The organism is Modestobacter sp. KNN46-3, from assembly GCF_011039295.1.
This window is the reverse complement of record NZ_JAAKGN010000055.1, coordinates 13,253-28,025: the sequence shown is the minus strand read 5'-3', so window position 1 is coordinate 28,025 and position 14,773 is coordinate 13,253. Positions and strand designations below refer to the sequence as shown.

Sequence of the window (14,773 nt, the reverse complement as noted above, 5' to 3'; positions counted from 1 at the left end):
CGGTGCAGCGGCGTGACGCGCGCGGTGTGCAGCCAGCGGTGCCGCCGGCGAAGCCCGATCAGCTCCTGGTGCAGCCGGCGGGTGGGCTCACCGAAGGGCGCCAGCTCGTCCGGGGACTCCGGGAAGGGCGGCCGGACGGCGTCGTCCCCACCGGCCCGGTCCTCCTTCACCCCGGTGAAGGCCTGCTCGTCGCCGGCGTAGACCGACGGCGTGCCGCCCACGGTGAACAGCACCGCCAGCGCGTGCGGCAGGTGCGCGACGTCGTCGAGGCGGCTGGCGATCCGGGTGACGTCGTGGTTGCCGACGAAGGTCAGCGGCACGAACGTGTCCAGGAACCCGTCGTGCCGGCCCAGCGCGTGCGCCAGCTCGTGCAGGTTGCCGTCGTTCAGCGAGCTCCAGATCGCCTTCCACAGCTCGTACTGGGTGACCGCGTCCATCGTCGACTCCCGCACGAGCTGCGCGTAGTCCCCGTGGATGACCTCGCCCACCAGGTAGGCCTCCGGGTGCTGCTCCCGCACTCGGGGCAGCACGGTCGCCCAGAAGGACGCCGGGACGGCGTACGCGGCGTCCAGCCGCCAGCCGTCGGCACCGCGGTCCAGCCAGTGCGTCATCACCTCGGTCACCCAGTCGGCGACCACCGGCGCGGAGTGGTCCAGGGCGACCAGCTGGCCGTGGCCCTCGAAGGTGTCGTACTCCGGTACGACGCCGGGCTGCCAGCCGTCCGGCCAGCGCAGCCGGAACCAGGCCGCCGAGGGCGCGTCGGGCCCCCGGTCGACGACCGCCTGGAACGCCGGGTGCTCGCGGCCGACGTGGTTGAACACCCCGTCGAGCAGCACCCGCAGGCCGCGCTCGTGAGCGGCCGCGACCAGCTCGTCGAAGTCGTCGTCGTCCCCGAGCCGCGGGTCGATCCGACCGTGGTCGACGGTGTCGTAGCCGTGCGTGCTGGAGGCGAACACCGGACCCAGCGCCAGTCCGTTCGCGCCCAGCTCGACGGCGTAGTCCAGCCAGCCGGTGAGCCGGTCCAGTCGGTGCGTCACCACCTCGGTCGCCTCGCGCTCGGCGCCCACGAAGCCCAGCGGGTAGACGTGCCACCACACCGCGTCCTGCACCCAGTCCGGCATCCCGCTCCCTCGTGTCGACCTCTGCACCCAGCTCCGCCGACGCTACCCAGCGCGCCGGGCCGGGCCGCCGCTGGGCGGAAGACGCACCCCGGCCAGGGTGCAGGCCGCACCTATCGTCGCCGGCGTGACCGCCCCTCCCGCGTCGCCGGCCCGGCCGGCACTGGTCCCGGTGCTCCTCTACCTGGCCATGCTCGTCGCGGTCATCAGCAGCCTGGGCGCCCCGCTGGTCCCGGCGATCGCCGCGGCCAACGACGTCTCGATCACCAGCGCGCAGTGGTCCCTCACCATCACCCTGGTGGTCGGTGCGGTGGCCACGCCGGTGATCGGGCGGCTCGGCGACGGCCGGCACCGCCGCACCGTGGTGCTCGTCGTCCTCACCGTGGTGCTGCTGGGCAACGTGCTGGCCGCCCTCCCGCTGGGCCTGGGCTGGCTGGTCGCCGGCCGCGGGCTGCAGGGGCTGGGCCTCGGGCTCACCCCGCTGGCGATCGCCACCGCCCGCACCGCCCTGACCGGTGAGCGCTCCCGGTCCACGGTCGCGGCACTGTCGGTCACCGTCGCCGCCGGTGTCGGGCTGGGCTACCCGCTGACCGGGGCGATCGCCGAGCTCGGCGGGGTGCACGCCGCCTTCTGGTTCGGCGCGGGTGCCAGCGTGCTCGCCCTGGCCGCCGCCGCGCTGGTCTACCCGCCCTCGCCCGACGTGCCGCCCCGGCGGCTGGACGTCGCCGGCGCGGTGCTGCTCGGGATCGGGCTCGCCACCGGGCTGCTGGCCCTCGGCGAGGCCGGCACCTGGGGCTGGACCTCACCCTCGGTGCTCGGGCTGGCCGTCGTCGCCGTCCTCGCGCTGGTCGCCTGGGCGGTGTGGCAGCTGCGCGCCGAGGCCCCGCTGGTCGACCTGCGGCTGGCCCGCGGCCGGGTCGCCGCCACCGCGCACGGCGCCGCCCTGCTCGTCGGCCTGGCGAACTACCTGCTGCTGTCGTCGGTGCCCCGGCTGGCGCAGACCCCGGAGTCCTCCGGCTACGGCTTCGGCACCTCGATCGTGGTGGCCGGGCTGATCCTGCTGCCGTTCTCCGTCGCCAGCTTCCTGGCCAGCCGGGTCGGCCGGCCGCTGGACCGGGCCGCCGGGCCGCGGGTGGTGTTGCCGGTCGGCGCCCTCGTCCTCCTGCTGGGCACCGTGCTGTTCGGCCTGGTCCGCGAGGAGCTGTGGCAGCTGTTCGTGGCAATGGCGGTCGCCGGGTTCGGCGTGGGCCTGACCTTTGCGGCACTGCCCGGGCTGATCGTCGGTGCCGTGCCGGCCGGGGAGACCGGCAGTGCGATGAGCCTCAACCAGGTGCTGCGCTACGTCGGGTTCGCGCTGGGCAGCGCGCTGAGCGCCACGGTGCTGGAGGCGCTCACCCCGGCCGGTACGGACCTGCCGCCGTCCAGCGGCTACACCGTGCTGGCCGCGATCGGCTGCGGGGCGTGCCTGGCACTGGCGGTGCTGACCGCCTTCCTGCCCGGCCGCCCCCGCGCCGGGCACCCGGCGCCCGCGCCGTCCTCGGTCTCCCCCGCCCCCGAGTGAGCAGTTCCGGTCGCCGACACGCGCGGACACACCGCCGCCGGCGACCGGAACTGCGCACCGGACGTCAGGCCGGCTGCAGCTCCTCCGCCGCCGGCTCCGGCTCCGCGACCCCCGCGCGCGTGGCCGCCCGCCGCTCGCGGCGGGTCTCCAGCGAGGTGTAGAGGACCGGCACCAGCAGCAGGGTCAGCACCGTGGAGGTGATCAGGCCGCCGATCACCACCAGGGCCAGTGGCTGGGAGATGAAGACCCCGCCGCCGGTCAGCCCGAACGCCATCGGGGTGAGGGCCAGCACCGTGGCCGCCGCGGTCATCACGATCGGCCGCAGCCGCTTGCGGGCACCCTCGCTGACCGCCTCGGCCAGCGGGCGACCCTGCTCCCGGTACTGGTTGACCAGGTCGATCAGCACGATCGCGTTGGTCACCACGATGCCGATGAGCATCAGCACCCCGATCAGCGCCGGCACGCCCAGCGGGGTGCCGGTGACCAACAGCATCAGCAGCGCACCGGTCGCGGCGAACGGCACCGAGACGAGCAGGATGAACGGCTGGGTGAGGCTGCGGAAGGTCGCCACCATCACCAGGTAGACGATCACCACGGCGATCACCAGGGCCAGGCCCAGGTCGGCGAAGGCCTCGCCCTGGTCGGCGGCGACGCCACCGATCGACACCTCGGCACCGGCCGGCAGGTCGAGCCCGTCGATCGCTGCATGCAGCTCGGCGGTGAGCGCACCGAGGTCGGTGCCGGCTGGGGTCGCCGACACGGTCGCGCTGCGCTCGCCGTCGACCCGGCTGATCGAGCTGGGGGCCTGCTCCTCCTCGATCGTCGCCAGCTGGGTGAGCGGCACCAGGCCCCCGGCCGTCGGCAGGACGACGGCGCGGAGCTGCTCGACCGTCTGCGGGGCCTGCACCGGGTCCAGGTAGACCGGCGTGCTCGCGTCGTCGACGTCGATCTCCCCGAGCGGGACGGCGTTGGTCAGCCCGGCCAGGGTGCGGGTCACCTGCGCCTCGGTCAGCCCGGCCTCGGCGGCCGCCACCGGGTCGACGTCGACCCGGACCACCGGCAGCCCGGCCGACAGGTCGTTGGTGACGTCGGTGGCCCCGGGGACCTCGGACACGGCCTGCTGCACCTGGTCGGCGGCCTCGGCCAGCACGTCGGCGTCCGCCGCCTGCACCAGCACGTCGACCGTCGAGCTGCCGAACCCGGAGCCGGCTGCGGCGACGGTGACCTCCCCGACGTCGGGGAGCTCCTCGGCGACCGTCCGGATCTCCGCGCGGGTCTCCTCGGGGTCGCCGTCCTCGGCCAGGGTCAGCGAGAACGTCGCCGTGGGCGTGCCACCGCCACCGCTGAACGCGGCGAACCCGCCGGCCGAGCCGACCGTGGTCTGCACGGTCCCCACCCCGGGCACCTCGCCGAGCGCGCTCTCCAGGACGCGGGCCCGCTCGTCCTGCGCGGCCAGGCTGGTGCCGGCCGGGTAGGCGGCGGTGACGGTGACGGTGTCCTCACCGGCGTCGCCGATGAAGTTGGTCTGCAGCAGCGGGGTGAGCGCCAGGGTGCCGACGAAGACGGCCAGCGCACCGGCGACGGTCCAGCGGCGGTGGGCCAGCACGCCGCGCAGCGCCGGGACGTACAGCCGCTGCAACCAGGTGCGCCGCTCCGCCGCCTCGGCCGCCTCCCGCTCGCGGGCCACCTCGGCGGTGTCCTCCCGGTCGGTCTCCGGCGCCTTGAGGAACGCCGAGGCGATCACCGGGACGATGGTCAGCGAGACGACCAGCGAGGCGATCAGGGCGATCGCCACGGTGAGCGCGAAGGGCCGGAACAGCTCGCCCACCAGGCCCCCGACCAGTGCGATCGGCAGGAAGACCGCCGCGGTGGCGATGGTCGAGGAGGTGATCGCACCGGCCACCTCGCGGACGCCGCCGAGGATCGCCTTGGTGCGCGCCTCGCCGTAGGACAGGTGCCGCTTGATGTTCTCGATGACCACGATGGAGTCGTCGACCACGCGGCCGATCGAGACGGTCAGCGCGCCCAGGGTGAGGATGTTGAGCGAGAAGCCGGCGACCTGCAGCCCGATGAAGGTGACGCACAGCGACACCGGGATCGACACCGCCGAGATCAACGTGGACCGCACCGAGGCCAGGAAGACCAGGATCACGACCAGGGCGAACAGCAGCCCGAGGCCGCCCTCGGTGGCCAGGCCCTCGATCGACTCCTCGATGAACGGCGCCTGGTCGAACACGACCGCCACCGTGCTGCCCTCACCCAGCAGCTCCCGCACCTGCGGCAGCAGGTCCTCGACGGCGTGCGAGATGTCGACGGTGTTGCCGTCCGGGGTCTGGGTCAGCCCGACCGAGAGGGCCGGCTGACCGTCGACCCGGGAGTAGGACGTCGCCGGCGCCTCGCCCAGCTCCACCGTGGCGACCGCGCTCAGCGGCGTGACCGCGCCGTCGGCACCGGTCAGCGGGAGGGCGCGGAGCTCCTCGACCGAGGTGAGCCGGTCACCGGCCTGCACCGACAGGGTCTGCTCCCCCTCGGTCACCGTGCCGGCGGGCAGCACCACGCCGTTCTCCTCGAGCACGGCGGTGACCGCTGCTGCCGGGATCCCGGCCGCCGCGAGGGCGGCCGGGTCCAGGGCGATCTGCACGCGGGGCTCGCTGGCCCCGGTGACCGTCACGTCGCGGACGCCCTCGACCTGCTCGAACAGCGGGACGACGGCGGAGTCGATCCGGTCGGACAGGGCGGCGGTGTCGCCCGGCGCGGCGATCGCCAGCTGCACGACGGGCAGGTCCGCCAGCGACCCGGCCAGCACCTGGGGCTCGACGTCGGCCGGCAGCTGGGCCTGCACCCGGCTGACCGCGGTCTGCAGCGCGGCGGTGGCCCGGTCGATGTCGGAGCCGTACTCCAGCTCGACGGCGACCGTCGCCAGCCCGGTGCTGGCCGTGGAGGTCGTGGCGACCACGCCGTCCACGGTGCCGATGGCCTGCTCCAGCGGCTGCACGACCTGGCGCTCGACCACGTCGGGCGAGGCGCCGGGCTGGGTGGCGACGACGGCGGCAGCGGGGATCTGCAGGCTCGGGATCAGCTCCTGCTTCAGCGAGCCCGCCGAGATCAGCCCGAACACGAGAACCGCGATGGTGGCCAACGCCACCAGGGCTCGGTTCCGCAGGGACAGGACGGCGAGACGGGACACGCGTTCCTCCACGGCCGGGGCCGGTGTCGGGAGTGGACCCGGCCAGCTTGCACCGAGTAGTTAGCTTCGAGCAAACTACCGGTGAACGCCGACACTCCCCCGGAGGAGGTGCGCATGACCATCGAGACCAGCGTGCCCGACCCCGACGACGTGCCCGACGACTGGCCCGAGGGCTGGCGCGACCTCCCCGCCGAGGTGCTGGCGGTGCTGCGCCTGGGCGCGCAGATCGGCGACTACAGCGTGCGGCGCCGCCTCGAGCCGCTGCTGGACACCCCGCTCACCCTCCAGCAGCTGCGCGGGCTGACCTTCCTGGTGATCGAGGAGTCGATGACGCCGCAGCACCTCAGCGAGCTGCTGGAGGTGAGCCCGGCCACCATCACCGGCCTGGTCGATCGACTGGTCCGCGCCGGCATGGTCGACCGGACACCGGACAGCCGGGACGGGCGGGGCCGGGTGCTCACGCCCACCCGGGCCGGGGTCCGGGTGGTCCGCCGGCTGATGGCGTCGGACGTGGAGACCGACGCCGCCGTCCTGCAGGCACTGCGCCCGAGCGAGCTCGCTGCGCTCCAGGAGGGTCTCACCGGCGTGCTGCGGGTCCTGAGGGACCAGGACGACCGACCCTGATCCGACCGTCCGGTGCGGCCGGTCAGGCGGTGGGGCTCTCCAGCAGGGCGGTCATCTCCGGCAGGTCGAAGAACTGCGCGGTCGCCCGGGCACTGGGCTGACCGTCGTCCGGGTCGGCGCCGGCGGCGAGCAGGCTGCGCACCGTCTCCGCCGACTGCTTGAAGACGGCGGCGGCCAGCGCCGTCTGGCCCCGGTCGTTGGCCCGGGTGTGGTCCGCCCCGCGCTCCAGCAGCGCGGCCACCGTCGAGGCACGACCCTGGTAGGCCGCCAGGACGAGCAGGGTGTCGCCCTTGTCGTTGGTGAGGTTGGCCGGCACCCCGGCGTCGAGGTAGGCCACCAACTGCTCGGTGTCGCCCTCCCGGGCCAGGTCGAAGACCTTCGCGGCGAGGGCGATGACGCCGGGGTCGATGGGCTGCTGGGGCGGCTGCGGGTCGGTCACGCCACCGAGCGTAGGAGCCCGGTGGCGTCGGTCGGCCGCCCGCTCAGGAGCCGCTCACCCGATCGGTGAGGGCGAGCACGTGCCGCCAGGCGTCCTGGCAGGCCTCGGTCCACTCGTCGAACGACCGGTCGAAGAAGGAGTGCGGCGCGCCCTCGTAGACCACCTCGTCCACCTCGGCCCCGGCCGCGCGCATCCGGGCGGCCAGCTGCCGTTGCTCCGCCACCGGGGTGGCGCTGTCCGCCCCGGCGATGATCATCACCACCGGCTTGCGGGCGCCGTCCGCGGCGTCGCCCACCAGGCTGGGCCGGCCGTAGAAGCCGGCGCTGCCGGCCAGGTCCAGGGCGCCGGCCGACTGCCGCCAGGCGTGGCTGCCGCCGAAGCAGAACCCGACGGTGACCACCGGAAGCGCCGGGTCGGTACGGCTGCGCAGGTACTCGATCCCGGCGGTGGTGTCGGCGTCGACGCCGGCCGGCGTGGTCTGCGGGATGTGCGTCCCCCAGTCGAAGTCCTCCTCGCGGGTGCCGTTCTCGGCGATCCCCGCGGTGCGGCCGAACCAGTCGATGGCGACCGCGGCCAGCCCCGCCTCGGCGAACCGCTCCGCCAGGGCGACGTAGTACGGGTGCAGGCCCCGGATGTCGGGCAGCAGGACGACGCCGGCGCGCGGCGCGGTGGCCGGCGCGGCGTAGGCGGCGGAGAACCGGGTGCCGTCGGCGGCGGTCAGCGTGAGGGTGCCCCGCTCGGCGACCGCCCCGACGGTGGGTGGCGCAGGCGGGCGGCTGTCGTGGTCGTGGCACATGCCGACGTGTCTACCGCCGCCCCCGCCCCCGCGCAGCGGGAGCTCAGCCCTGGCCGCCCGTGGTGCCGCCGTTGTCGCCACCACCACCGTCACCGTTGCCGTTGTCCGCAGCGAGGTCAGGGGCGCTCGGGTCGCCACCGAAGACCCTCGCCGCGACGTCCCGGCGCACCTCGGTGACCCAGTCGTGCTGGCGGTTGGCCTGCTGGATCAGCCGGTCGAGCAGCTCCGCGTCGATCCGGCTGTCGGCGACGGCGGCGATCCGCAGCGTCTCGAAGCCGCTGCGCTTGCCCCGTACGGCGGAGGCGAGGAACTCGAACTCGACCAGGTCGCTGGACGGGGACCGGGTGAGCAGGTGCCCGTTCAGCTTCGCCCGGCTCGCCTTCTCCGCGACCCAGGTGGCCAGCTGCTTGTACTGGCGCACCGGGAAGCCCAGCGCCCGGGCGACCCCGGTGATCGCGGCCTTCTCCTCACGGAGCTCGTCGAGCAACTGACGGAGGGGCTGCTCGTACTCGGTCCCGCGGTGCACCCCGATCATCCGGGAGACCAGCTCGATGCCACCGGCGGCCGCGGCGAGGTGGTCGTTGACGTAGACGGCCAGCAGCTCGGGGTGGGACACGGAACCGGACGGCGCCGGGGTCTGGGACACGGGGTTCTCCTCGCAGGTGGGGCCGGGGTCCGGCACCCCCATCATGTCCGTTGACCACCGGTTCGACACCCGGCGTCCCCGGACGGGTGGCTCAGCGGCGGTTCCGCCGGCTCCAACTGGTCCAGGAGTTGTCCCGGACGAACGGGCTGAGGACCTCGGCGTCCCGGCGGCCCTCCCGGACCTCGTACCAGACGTCGGAGTGGTGCTGTGACCGGGACCCGCGCCGCCGGGCCGAGTGGTCCAGCCACCAGGCCACCGCGAGCAGCAGGGTGAGCACGGCCCCGACCGCGATCCAGAAGACCATGCCTCATCCTGACGGGCCGGAGGACTGCGTACCACGACCGTCCGGATCTCATTTGTGACATACCGTGGTCGCCGATGACGCTGACCGAGGACACGACGACCCAGTCCCTCCGCCAGATCGGCGCCCTGGTGCGGGACGCCCGGCGACACCGCGGGCTCACCCAGCTGCAGCTGGCCGAGCGGCTGGGCACCAGTCAGAGCGCGATCGCCCGGATCGAGCAGGGCAACCAGAACCTGACCCTCGAGCTGCTGGGCCGGCTGTCGGCGGCACTGGACAGCGAGCTGATCAGCGTGGGGCGCTCCGGCCCCACCCACCTGCGCGTCCGGGGTGGCACGCCGCTGTCGGGCAGCGTCACGGTGAAGTCGTCCAAGAACGCGGCGGTCGCGCTGCTGTGCGCCGCGCTGCTCAACCGCGGCCGGACGACGCTGCGCAACGTCTCCCGCATCGTCGAGGTCGACCGGATCCTCGACGTGCTCACCTCGATCGGCGTCTCCGCCTCCTGGGACGCCGCCGGGCGGGACCTGACCCTCGTCGTCCCCGAGCAGCTGGACCTCTCCGCGATCGACGCCGACGCGGCCCGTCGCACCCGCAGCATCATCATGTTCCTGGGCCCGCTGCTGCACCGGGCCGAGGACTTCCGGCTCCCCTACGCCGGCGGCTGCGACCTCGGCACCCGCACCGTCGAGCCGCACATGATCGCGCTGCGCCCCTTCGGGCTGGAGGTCGAGGCGCACGCCGGGGAGTACCGGGCGACCGTCGCCCCGCCCGTGGCGCGGGACCGCACGATCGTGCTGACCGAACGCGGGGACACGGTGACGGAGAACGCGCTGCTGGCCGCCGCCCGGCACGACGGGACGACGACGATCCGCAACGCCAGCCCGAACTACATGGTCCAGGACCTCTGCCTGTACCTGGAGCTGCTGGGCGTGCGCATCGAGGGCTTCGGGTCCACCACCCTGGTCGTCACCGGCAAGCCCGTGCTCGACGCCGACGTCGACTACCCGCTGTCGGAGGACCCGGTCGAGGCGATGAGCCTGCTGACCGCCGGGATCGTCACCGGCTCGGAGCTCACCGTGCGCCGGGCCCCGATCGAGTTCCTGGAGATCGAGCTGGCCATCCTCGCCGAGATGGGGCTGTCCTTCGACCTGTCACCGGAGTACCCGGCCGACAACGGCCGCACCCGGCTGGTCGACATCACCCTGCACCCGTCGCAGCTGCGGGCGCCCATCGACAAGGTGCACCCGATGCCCTTCCCGGGGCTCAACATCGACAACCTGCCGTTCTTCGCGGTGATCGCCGCGACGGCCACCGGCAGCACGCTGATCCACGACTGGGTCTACGACAACCGGGCGATCCACCTCTCCGACCTGACCCGGCTGAACGCCGACGTGCGCCTGCTCGACCCGCACCGGGTGCTGGTGGAGGGGCCGACCCGCTGGTCGGCGGCGGAGATCGTCTGCCCGCCGGCGCTGCGCCCGGCGGTCTGCATCCTGCTGGCGATGCTGGCGGCCAAGGGCGACTCGGTGCTGCGCAACGTGGACATCATCGCCCGCGGCTACGAGCAGCTCTACGAGCGACTGGTGGAGATGGGCGCCCAGATCGAGGTCTTCCACGACTGAACCCCTCCACCACCAAAATGGCCATTTTGGTGGAGGGGTCAGGTGCGGAGGAGGACGGCGACGCCGACGCAGCCGAGGGCCCAGAGGCCGCTGGCCAGGGTGCCGATGATGAACCGCTCGGACGCGACCGGGGCCTTCAGCTCGTTGAACCGCCCCAGCCCCTTCACCGCGATCAGGACGGCGAGCCCCTCGGCGAACCCGGCGAGCACGGTGACCGCGATGGCGGAGCGCTCCAGCACACCGATCCAGGCACCGCCCCGCAGCACCTCCGGGTCCGAGGCGCGCCGGCGCCCCGCCACCCGGTCGGGGTCGGCGGCCCGGAGGACGGCGGTCGCCACCGGTCCCCCGCCCAGCGCCGCGGAGGCGACCGCGAGCAACTGGCCGCCGACCTCCACCCCGTCACCGACCCGGCCCGCCCGCCAGGCCAGCGCAGCGGCGGCGCCCAGCAGCAGCACGAGCAGCGCCCCGCCGAACCGGCTGCCCCGGCGGTCGGTGTGCGGGGTCAGGGCGGCTCCGGCCACGGCCAGGACGCCGAGGACCACGAGGGCGGCGACGCTCATCCCGCCGCCCGGGCCAGCAGTCGCGCCGCCGCGGGGTGCAGGTCCCGCTCGACGTCCCACAGGCCTGCGCCCAGCCGCTGCCCCACCGCCTGACGGGTGACGCCCAGCTCGGTGGCCGCCTCGGCCTGCGTGCGCCCGCCCTCGACCAGCTCGATCGCCTCCCACGCCTGGTCGCTGCGCCGCTCGACCAGCGCGGCCAGGGCGGTCAGCACCGCCTGCGCATCCGCCGCCGGCTCAGCGGCGCCCCCCCGGACGGCGAGCCGGACGGGACGGCGCTTGGCCGCCTCGACGGCGGCGCGGGCTGCGATGAACGCCGGACCGGACCCGGCCCGGGTGCTCCCCGGGAGCGGCGTGTGCACCGGGCCGACCCCGATCCCGATGCTCCACCCGCCGTCGCGCACCAGCCGGCGCACGACGTCCACCACCACGACCGGGTCGTCGAGCAGGCCCTGGACCTCGTCCCCCGCGGTGCGCTCGAAGCGCAGGACGGTGGGCACCCCGCTGAGCGCGGACAGCACCTCGGGCACCCGGTCCGGGCTGCGGCGGCTGTCCCGCTGGTCGACCGTCAGCACGAAGGGCATGCGGCAAGCTCAGCAGCTTGCACGGCGCGACGCAAGCTCCTGCCCTTGTCGCGGCGTGTCGATCCCCCGTGTTGGGTCAGGACGAGGCCGGTGCCGGCGGGAAGCCGCCGGTGGCCACCGGCCCCCAGCGTTCGATGGTGACCCGCAGCAGCGACTTGCCCTGGCGCTGCATCGCGGCGCGGTACTCGTCCCAGTCCGGGTGCTCACCGCTGATCGACCGGAAGTAGTCGACCAGCGGGTCGAGCGCGTCGGGAAGGTCGAGCACCTCCGCCTGGCCGTCGACCTGCACCCAGGCGCCGTCGAAGTCGTCGGAGAGGACGCAGAGCGAGACCCGGGGGTCACGCCGGGCGTTGACCGCCTTGGCCCGCTGCGGGTAGGTGGAGACCACCACCCGCCCCTGGTCGTCGACGCCGCACGTCACCGGGGACAACTGCGGGCTCCCGTCGCTGCGGTGGGTGAGCAGGAGGGCCTTGTGCCGGGGGCGCAGGAAGGCGAGCAGCCCCTCGCGATCGACCCGGTCGGCGGTGGCGGTCTTCGGCATGCCGGGAACCTACGACGTGCCTCCGACGATCCGCGCGGTGACGCCGCACAGATCACGTCCGGCCGATCGGTGGGACACGTCCGGGTGTGCTGGGATCAACGCATGCCCGACGAACACCGCACCGAGAACGCCGCCGAGCCCGCCGCCGACGAGCGCGGCGAGGACACCGGTGCGAGCCGGGCCGACACCGCGACCGGGACCGGGGCCGACGAGCACGAGGTCGCCACCACCCGTGCGCCGATCCCCGGGCCGGAACGCGCCCGGCGTCTGCAGGCCGCGAGCCGGCGGGTGGCGGTCGCCTCGGCCGAGCTGATCCTCATCGTCATCGCCCTGCTCATCCTCGGGCGGGTCATCGGCGAACTGTGGGTGGTCCTGCTCCCCGTCGTCCTCGGGCTGCTGTTCACCACCGTCCTCTGGCCCGTCACCCGCGTCCTCCGCCACCACGGCTGGCCGCCGGCACTGGCGTCGCTGGTCGTGCTGCTGCTCTTCCTCGGCGCCTTCGGCGGGATCATCGCCGTCATCGCCCCCCAGGTGGTCGGCCAGGTCGAGGAGGTCGCCGACGGCGTGACCCAGGGCCTGGAGCAGGTGCAGGAGTACCTGGCCGGTCCGCCGTTCAACATCGACGACCAGCAGGTCGGCAACGCCGTCGACTCGATCATCGACTCGGTGCAGAGCAACGCCCAGAACATCGCCGGCTACGCCGTCACCACCGCGACCACGATCGGCGGCCTGCTGATCAACCTCGTCCTCGCGCTGGTGCTGACCTTCTTCTTCCTCAAGGACGGCCCGAAGTGGGTGCCGTGGCTGGCGGCGCAGACCGGCCCGCAGGCCGCACCGCACGTCGCGGCCCTGTCGCTGAAGACCTGGCGCACCCTGTCGGAGTTCATCCGCCAGCAGGCCATCGTCGGCTTCGTGGACGCCCTCTTCATCGGCATCGGGCTGCTCGTGCTCGGCGTGCCGCTGGTCCTGCCGCTGGCCGTGCTCACCTTCTTCGGCGCCTTCATCCCGATCATCGGTGCCTTCGTCGCCGGTGGCTTCGCCGTCCTGATCGCGCTGGTCGACAGCGGCCTGACCACGGCGCTGATCGTGCTCGGGCTGATCATCGTGGTGCAGCAGATCGAGGGCAACGTGCTCCAGCCGATCCTGCAGGGGCGCGGGCTCAACCTGCACGCGGCCGTGGTGATCCTGGCGGTGACCGCCGGCGCCAGCCTGGCCGGGATCATCGGGGCGTTCCTGGCGGTGCCGGTGGCCGCGCTGATCGCGGTCGCCTACCGCTACGGCCGGGACGTGCTCGACGGCAACAACCCCGAGGTCGCAGACGACGGCACCCGGGGGCAGCTGACCCAGGACGCCTCGGGCACCCACCTGGTGCGCGAGCCGGCCGAGACGACGCCCAGCAGCTGACCGACCTCCCCCGGCGGGAGGACGATGGGAATGCACCGGCCGTCCGCGGAGCTGGTGACCACGTGCAGCCCGACCAGCCGTCAGGAGGACGTCCCGTGCCCCAGCGACCGGAGGACCTCGTCGAGGTGCTCCCCGAGGCCGAGCCCTTCCTCGCCCGCGAGGCGGCGGTGGCCACCCCCGAGGAGCGCCGGAGCCTGGTGCTCGTCCACCACCTGGCCGGCGACTTCGACGCCGCGCACGCCGGAGCACTGACCGGCGCCCACCTGCTCGACGCACTGCCGAACCGGCTCATCGCCCGCTTCGACGTCGATGCGCTCGTCGACTACCGGGGCCACCGGCCACGGATGACGTTCTCCGGCGACCGGTACGTCTCGATCGCCTCCCCGGAGATCGGGCTGTACGCCCTGGAGGACGACGCCGGGACGCCGTTCCTGCTGCTGCACGGCGCCGAGCCCGACTACGCGTGGGAGCGGTTCGTCGCCGCAGTGCTGCAGCTGGTCGACCGGCTGGGCGTGACCTCGGCCGTCGCGTTGCACGCCATCCCGATGCCGGTGCCGCACACCCGCCCGGTGACCGTGACCGCGCACGCGACACGGCGGCAGCTGATCGAGTCCTATCCCCTGTACTGGGGTGAGATGCGCATCCCCGGGAGCGTCGGTGCGCTGCTGGAGCTGCGGCTCGGGGAGGCCGGCGTCGACGCGCTCGGCATCGCCGCCCACGTGCCGCACTACCTGACCCAGGCCACCTACCCGGCGGCCTCGCTCACCCTGCTCGAGCACCTGACCCAGCTCACCGGCCTGCTCGTGCCGACCGAGACGCTCCGCGAGGCGGCCGAGGCGCACCGCACCGAGGTCGACGAGCAGATCGCCCGCTCCAGCGAGAACACCGCGGTGGTCAGCGCCCTCGAGGAGCAGTTCGACTCCTTCACCGCCTCCCGCGAGGAGACCGGTCTGCTCGGGTTCGGCGGCGAGATGCCCAGCGGCGACGAGCTCGGCGCGCAGATCGAGCGGTTCCTCGCCGAGCAGGACGGCGACCGCCCCACCGACTGACGCCCCGGCTCAGCCGGTGAGCACGCGGGCGAGCGCCAGCGCGTGTGGGTCGACCGGCGTCACGTCGGCGGCCGAGCGCAGCCAGGCAGCCAGCGGGCCGGCGACCGCCGGGGACAGGGTCACGATCCACTCCGCCGTGCGCGCCCGGGCCTCGGCCACGTGCTCGGTGCCGCCCTCCGCCGCGCGGGCGATCACCTCCGGCCGGGACGCCAGCGGGCCGCCGACGGCCCAGCTGCCGCCGGTGGTCCGCGCCGCCAGTGCCTCGAGACGTCCGGCAGCAGCGAGCAGCACCGTGGCGTCCTGGTCGTCGTCGTCCACGGGCCGAGTCTGCCCGGACGGCTGAC

General features: G+C 74.1%; 15 protein-coding genes. 5 read left to right on the top strand and 10 right to left on the bottom strand.

Features of this window, described 5'->3' with window-relative positions; genetic code table 11:
• Positions 1–1,121: alpha-amylase family protein (locus tag G5C62_RS13390; RefSeq protein WP_164701369.1), on the bottom strand; the 1,121-nt coding region annotated here is incomplete at its 3' end.
• A 124-nt stretch (positions 1,122–1,245) separates the two neighbouring features.
• Between G5C62_RS13390 and G5C62_RS13385 the strand changes: the two genes are divergently transcribed.
• On the top strand, positions 1,246–2,679 hold the full coding sequence (locus tag G5C62_RS13385; RefSeq protein WP_241175886.1) for an MFS transporter: 1,434 nt from the start codon (positions 1,246–1,248) through the stop codon (positions 2,677–2,679).
• A gap of 64 nt (positions 2,680–2,743) precedes the next feature.
• On the opposite strand, the gene G5C62_RS13380 is transcribed toward G5C62_RS13385, so the two are convergent.
• A complete protein-coding gene (locus G5C62_RS13380) occupies positions 2,744–5,866 on the bottom strand; it encodes an efflux RND transporter permease subunit (protein WP_164701368.1) in 3,123 nt (1,040 codons plus the stop codon).
• Positions 5,867–5,980: 114 nt separating this feature from the next.
• Here G5C62_RS13380 and G5C62_RS13375 point away from each other — a divergent pair, with 114 nt between their 5' ends.
• Positions 5,981–6,490, top strand: coding sequence for a MarR family winged helix-turn-helix transcriptional regulator (locus tag G5C62_RS13375; RefSeq protein ID WP_164701367.1), 510 nt, complete (start codon positions 5,981–5,983; stop codon positions 6,488–6,490).
• Positions 6,491–6,512: 22 nt separating this feature from the next.
• Here G5C62_RS13375 and G5C62_RS13370 read toward each other — a convergent pair whose 3' ends face one another.
• The 4 genes from G5C62_RS13370 to G5C62_RS13355 all read right to left on the bottom strand — a co-directional run bounded on the left by G5C62_RS13370 (position 6,513) and on the right by G5C62_RS13355 (position 8,675).
• Entirely contained in the window at positions 6,513–6,929 is a 417-nt protein-coding gene (locus G5C62_RS13370) for an ankyrin repeat domain-containing protein (RefSeq protein WP_036335246.1), read from the bottom strand.
• A 43-nt stretch (positions 6,930–6,972) separates the two neighbouring features.
• Entirely contained in the window at positions 6,973–7,725 is a 753-nt protein-coding gene (locus G5C62_RS13365) for a dienelactone hydrolase family protein (RefSeq protein WP_036335247.1), read from the bottom strand.
• A 43-nt stretch (positions 7,726–7,768) separates the two neighbouring features.
• Positions 7,769–8,371, bottom strand: coding sequence for a hypothetical protein (locus G5C62_RS13360; RefSeq protein WP_164701366.1), 603 nt, complete (start codon positions 8,369–8,371; stop codon positions 7,769–7,771).
• 91 nt (positions 8,372–8,462) lie between these two features.
• Complete coding sequence (locus tag G5C62_RS13355; protein ID WP_036335248.1) at positions 8,463–8,675, bottom strand: hypothetical protein; 213 nt, start codon at positions 8,673–8,675, stop codon at positions 8,463–8,465.
• Positions 8,676–8,749: 74 nt separating this feature from the next.
• On the opposite strand from G5C62_RS13355, the gene G5C62_RS13350 reads away from it, so the two are divergent.
• Entirely contained in the window at positions 8,750–10,294 is a 1,545-nt protein-coding gene (locus G5C62_RS13350; RefSeq protein ID WP_036335249.1) for a UDP-N-acetylglucosamine 1-carboxyvinyltransferase, read from the top strand.
• 38 nt (positions 10,295–10,332) lie between these two features.
• On the opposite strand, the gene G5C62_RS13345 is transcribed toward G5C62_RS13350, so the two are convergent.
• The 3 genes from G5C62_RS13345 to G5C62_RS13335 all read right to left on the bottom strand — a co-directional run bounded on the left by G5C62_RS13345 (position 10,333) and on the right by G5C62_RS13335 (position 11,976).
• Positions 10,333–10,854, bottom strand: coding sequence for a hypothetical protein (locus G5C62_RS13345; RefSeq protein ID WP_164701365.1), 522 nt, complete (start codon positions 10,852–10,854; stop codon positions 10,333–10,335).
• Positions 10,851–11,435 carry a hypothetical protein gene (locus tag G5C62_RS13340; RefSeq protein ID WP_036335252.1) on the bottom strand — a complete coding sequence of 195 codons (585 nt, stop codon included), beginning with the start codon at positions 11,433–11,435 and terminating at the stop codon, positions 10,851–10,853. The genes G5C62_RS13345 and G5C62_RS13340 overlap by 4 nt, the downstream gene beginning before the upstream one ends.
• 76 nt (positions 11,436–11,511) lie before the next feature.
• Positions 11,512–11,976, bottom strand: coding sequence for a PPOX class F420-dependent oxidoreductase (locus G5C62_RS13335; protein ID WP_036335254.1), 465 nt, complete (start codon positions 11,974–11,976; stop codon positions 11,512–11,514).
• Between the two features lie 102 nt (positions 11,977–12,078).
• On the opposite strand from G5C62_RS13335, the gene G5C62_RS13330 reads away from it, so the two are divergent.
• Entirely contained in the window at positions 12,079–13,380 is a 1,302-nt protein-coding gene (locus tag G5C62_RS13330) for an AI-2E family transporter (protein WP_081975284.1), read from the top strand.
• A gap of 95 nt (positions 13,381–13,475) precedes the next feature.
• Entirely contained in the window at positions 13,476–14,429 is a 954-nt protein-coding gene (locus G5C62_RS13325) for a proteasome assembly chaperone family protein (RefSeq protein ID WP_036335256.1), read from the top strand.
• A gap of 9 nt (positions 14,430–14,438) precedes the next feature.
• Here the strand turns inward: G5C62_RS13325 and G5C62_RS13320 are convergent, their stop codons facing one another.
• Positions 14,439–14,747 (bottom strand): hypothetical protein, encoded by a 309-nt coding sequence (locus G5C62_RS13320; RefSeq protein WP_241175885.1) that lies wholly within the window; start codon positions 14,745–14,747, stop codon positions 14,439–14,441.
• Positions 14,748–14,773 lie beyond the last annotated feature (26 nt).

Coding starts and splice junctions, on each gene's coding strand:
- G5C62_RS13345 (WP_164701365.1), bottom strand. CDS start 10,854: ATGAGCGTCGCCGCCCTCGTGGTCCTCGGCGTCCTGGCCGTGGCCGGA.
- G5C62_RS13355 (WP_036335248.1), bottom strand. CDS start 8,675: ATGGTCTTCTGGATCGCGGTCGGGGCCGTGCTCACCCTGCTGCTCGCG.
- G5C62_RS13365 (WP_036335247.1), bottom strand. CDS start 7,725: ATGTGCCACGACCACGACAGCCGCCCGCCTGCGCCACCCACCGTCGGG.
- G5C62_RS13375 (WP_164701367.1), top strand. CDS start 5,981: ATGACCATCGAGACCAGCGTGCCCGACCCCGACGACGTGCCCGACGAC.
- G5C62_RS13340 (WP_036335252.1), bottom strand. CDS start 11,435: ATGCCCTTCGTGCTGACGGTCGACCAGCGGGACAGCCGCCGCAGCCCG.
- G5C62_RS13330 (WP_081975284.1), top strand. CDS start 12,079: ATGCCCGACGAACACCGCACCGAGAACGCCGCCGAGCCCGCCGCCGAC.
- G5C62_RS13350 (WP_036335249.1), top strand. CDS start 8,750: ATGACGCTGACCGAGGACACGACGACCCAGTCCCTCCGCCAGATCGGC.
- G5C62_RS13335 (WP_036335254.1), bottom strand. CDS start 11,976: ATGCCGAAGACCGCCACCGCCGACCGGGTCGATCGCGAGGGGCTGCTC.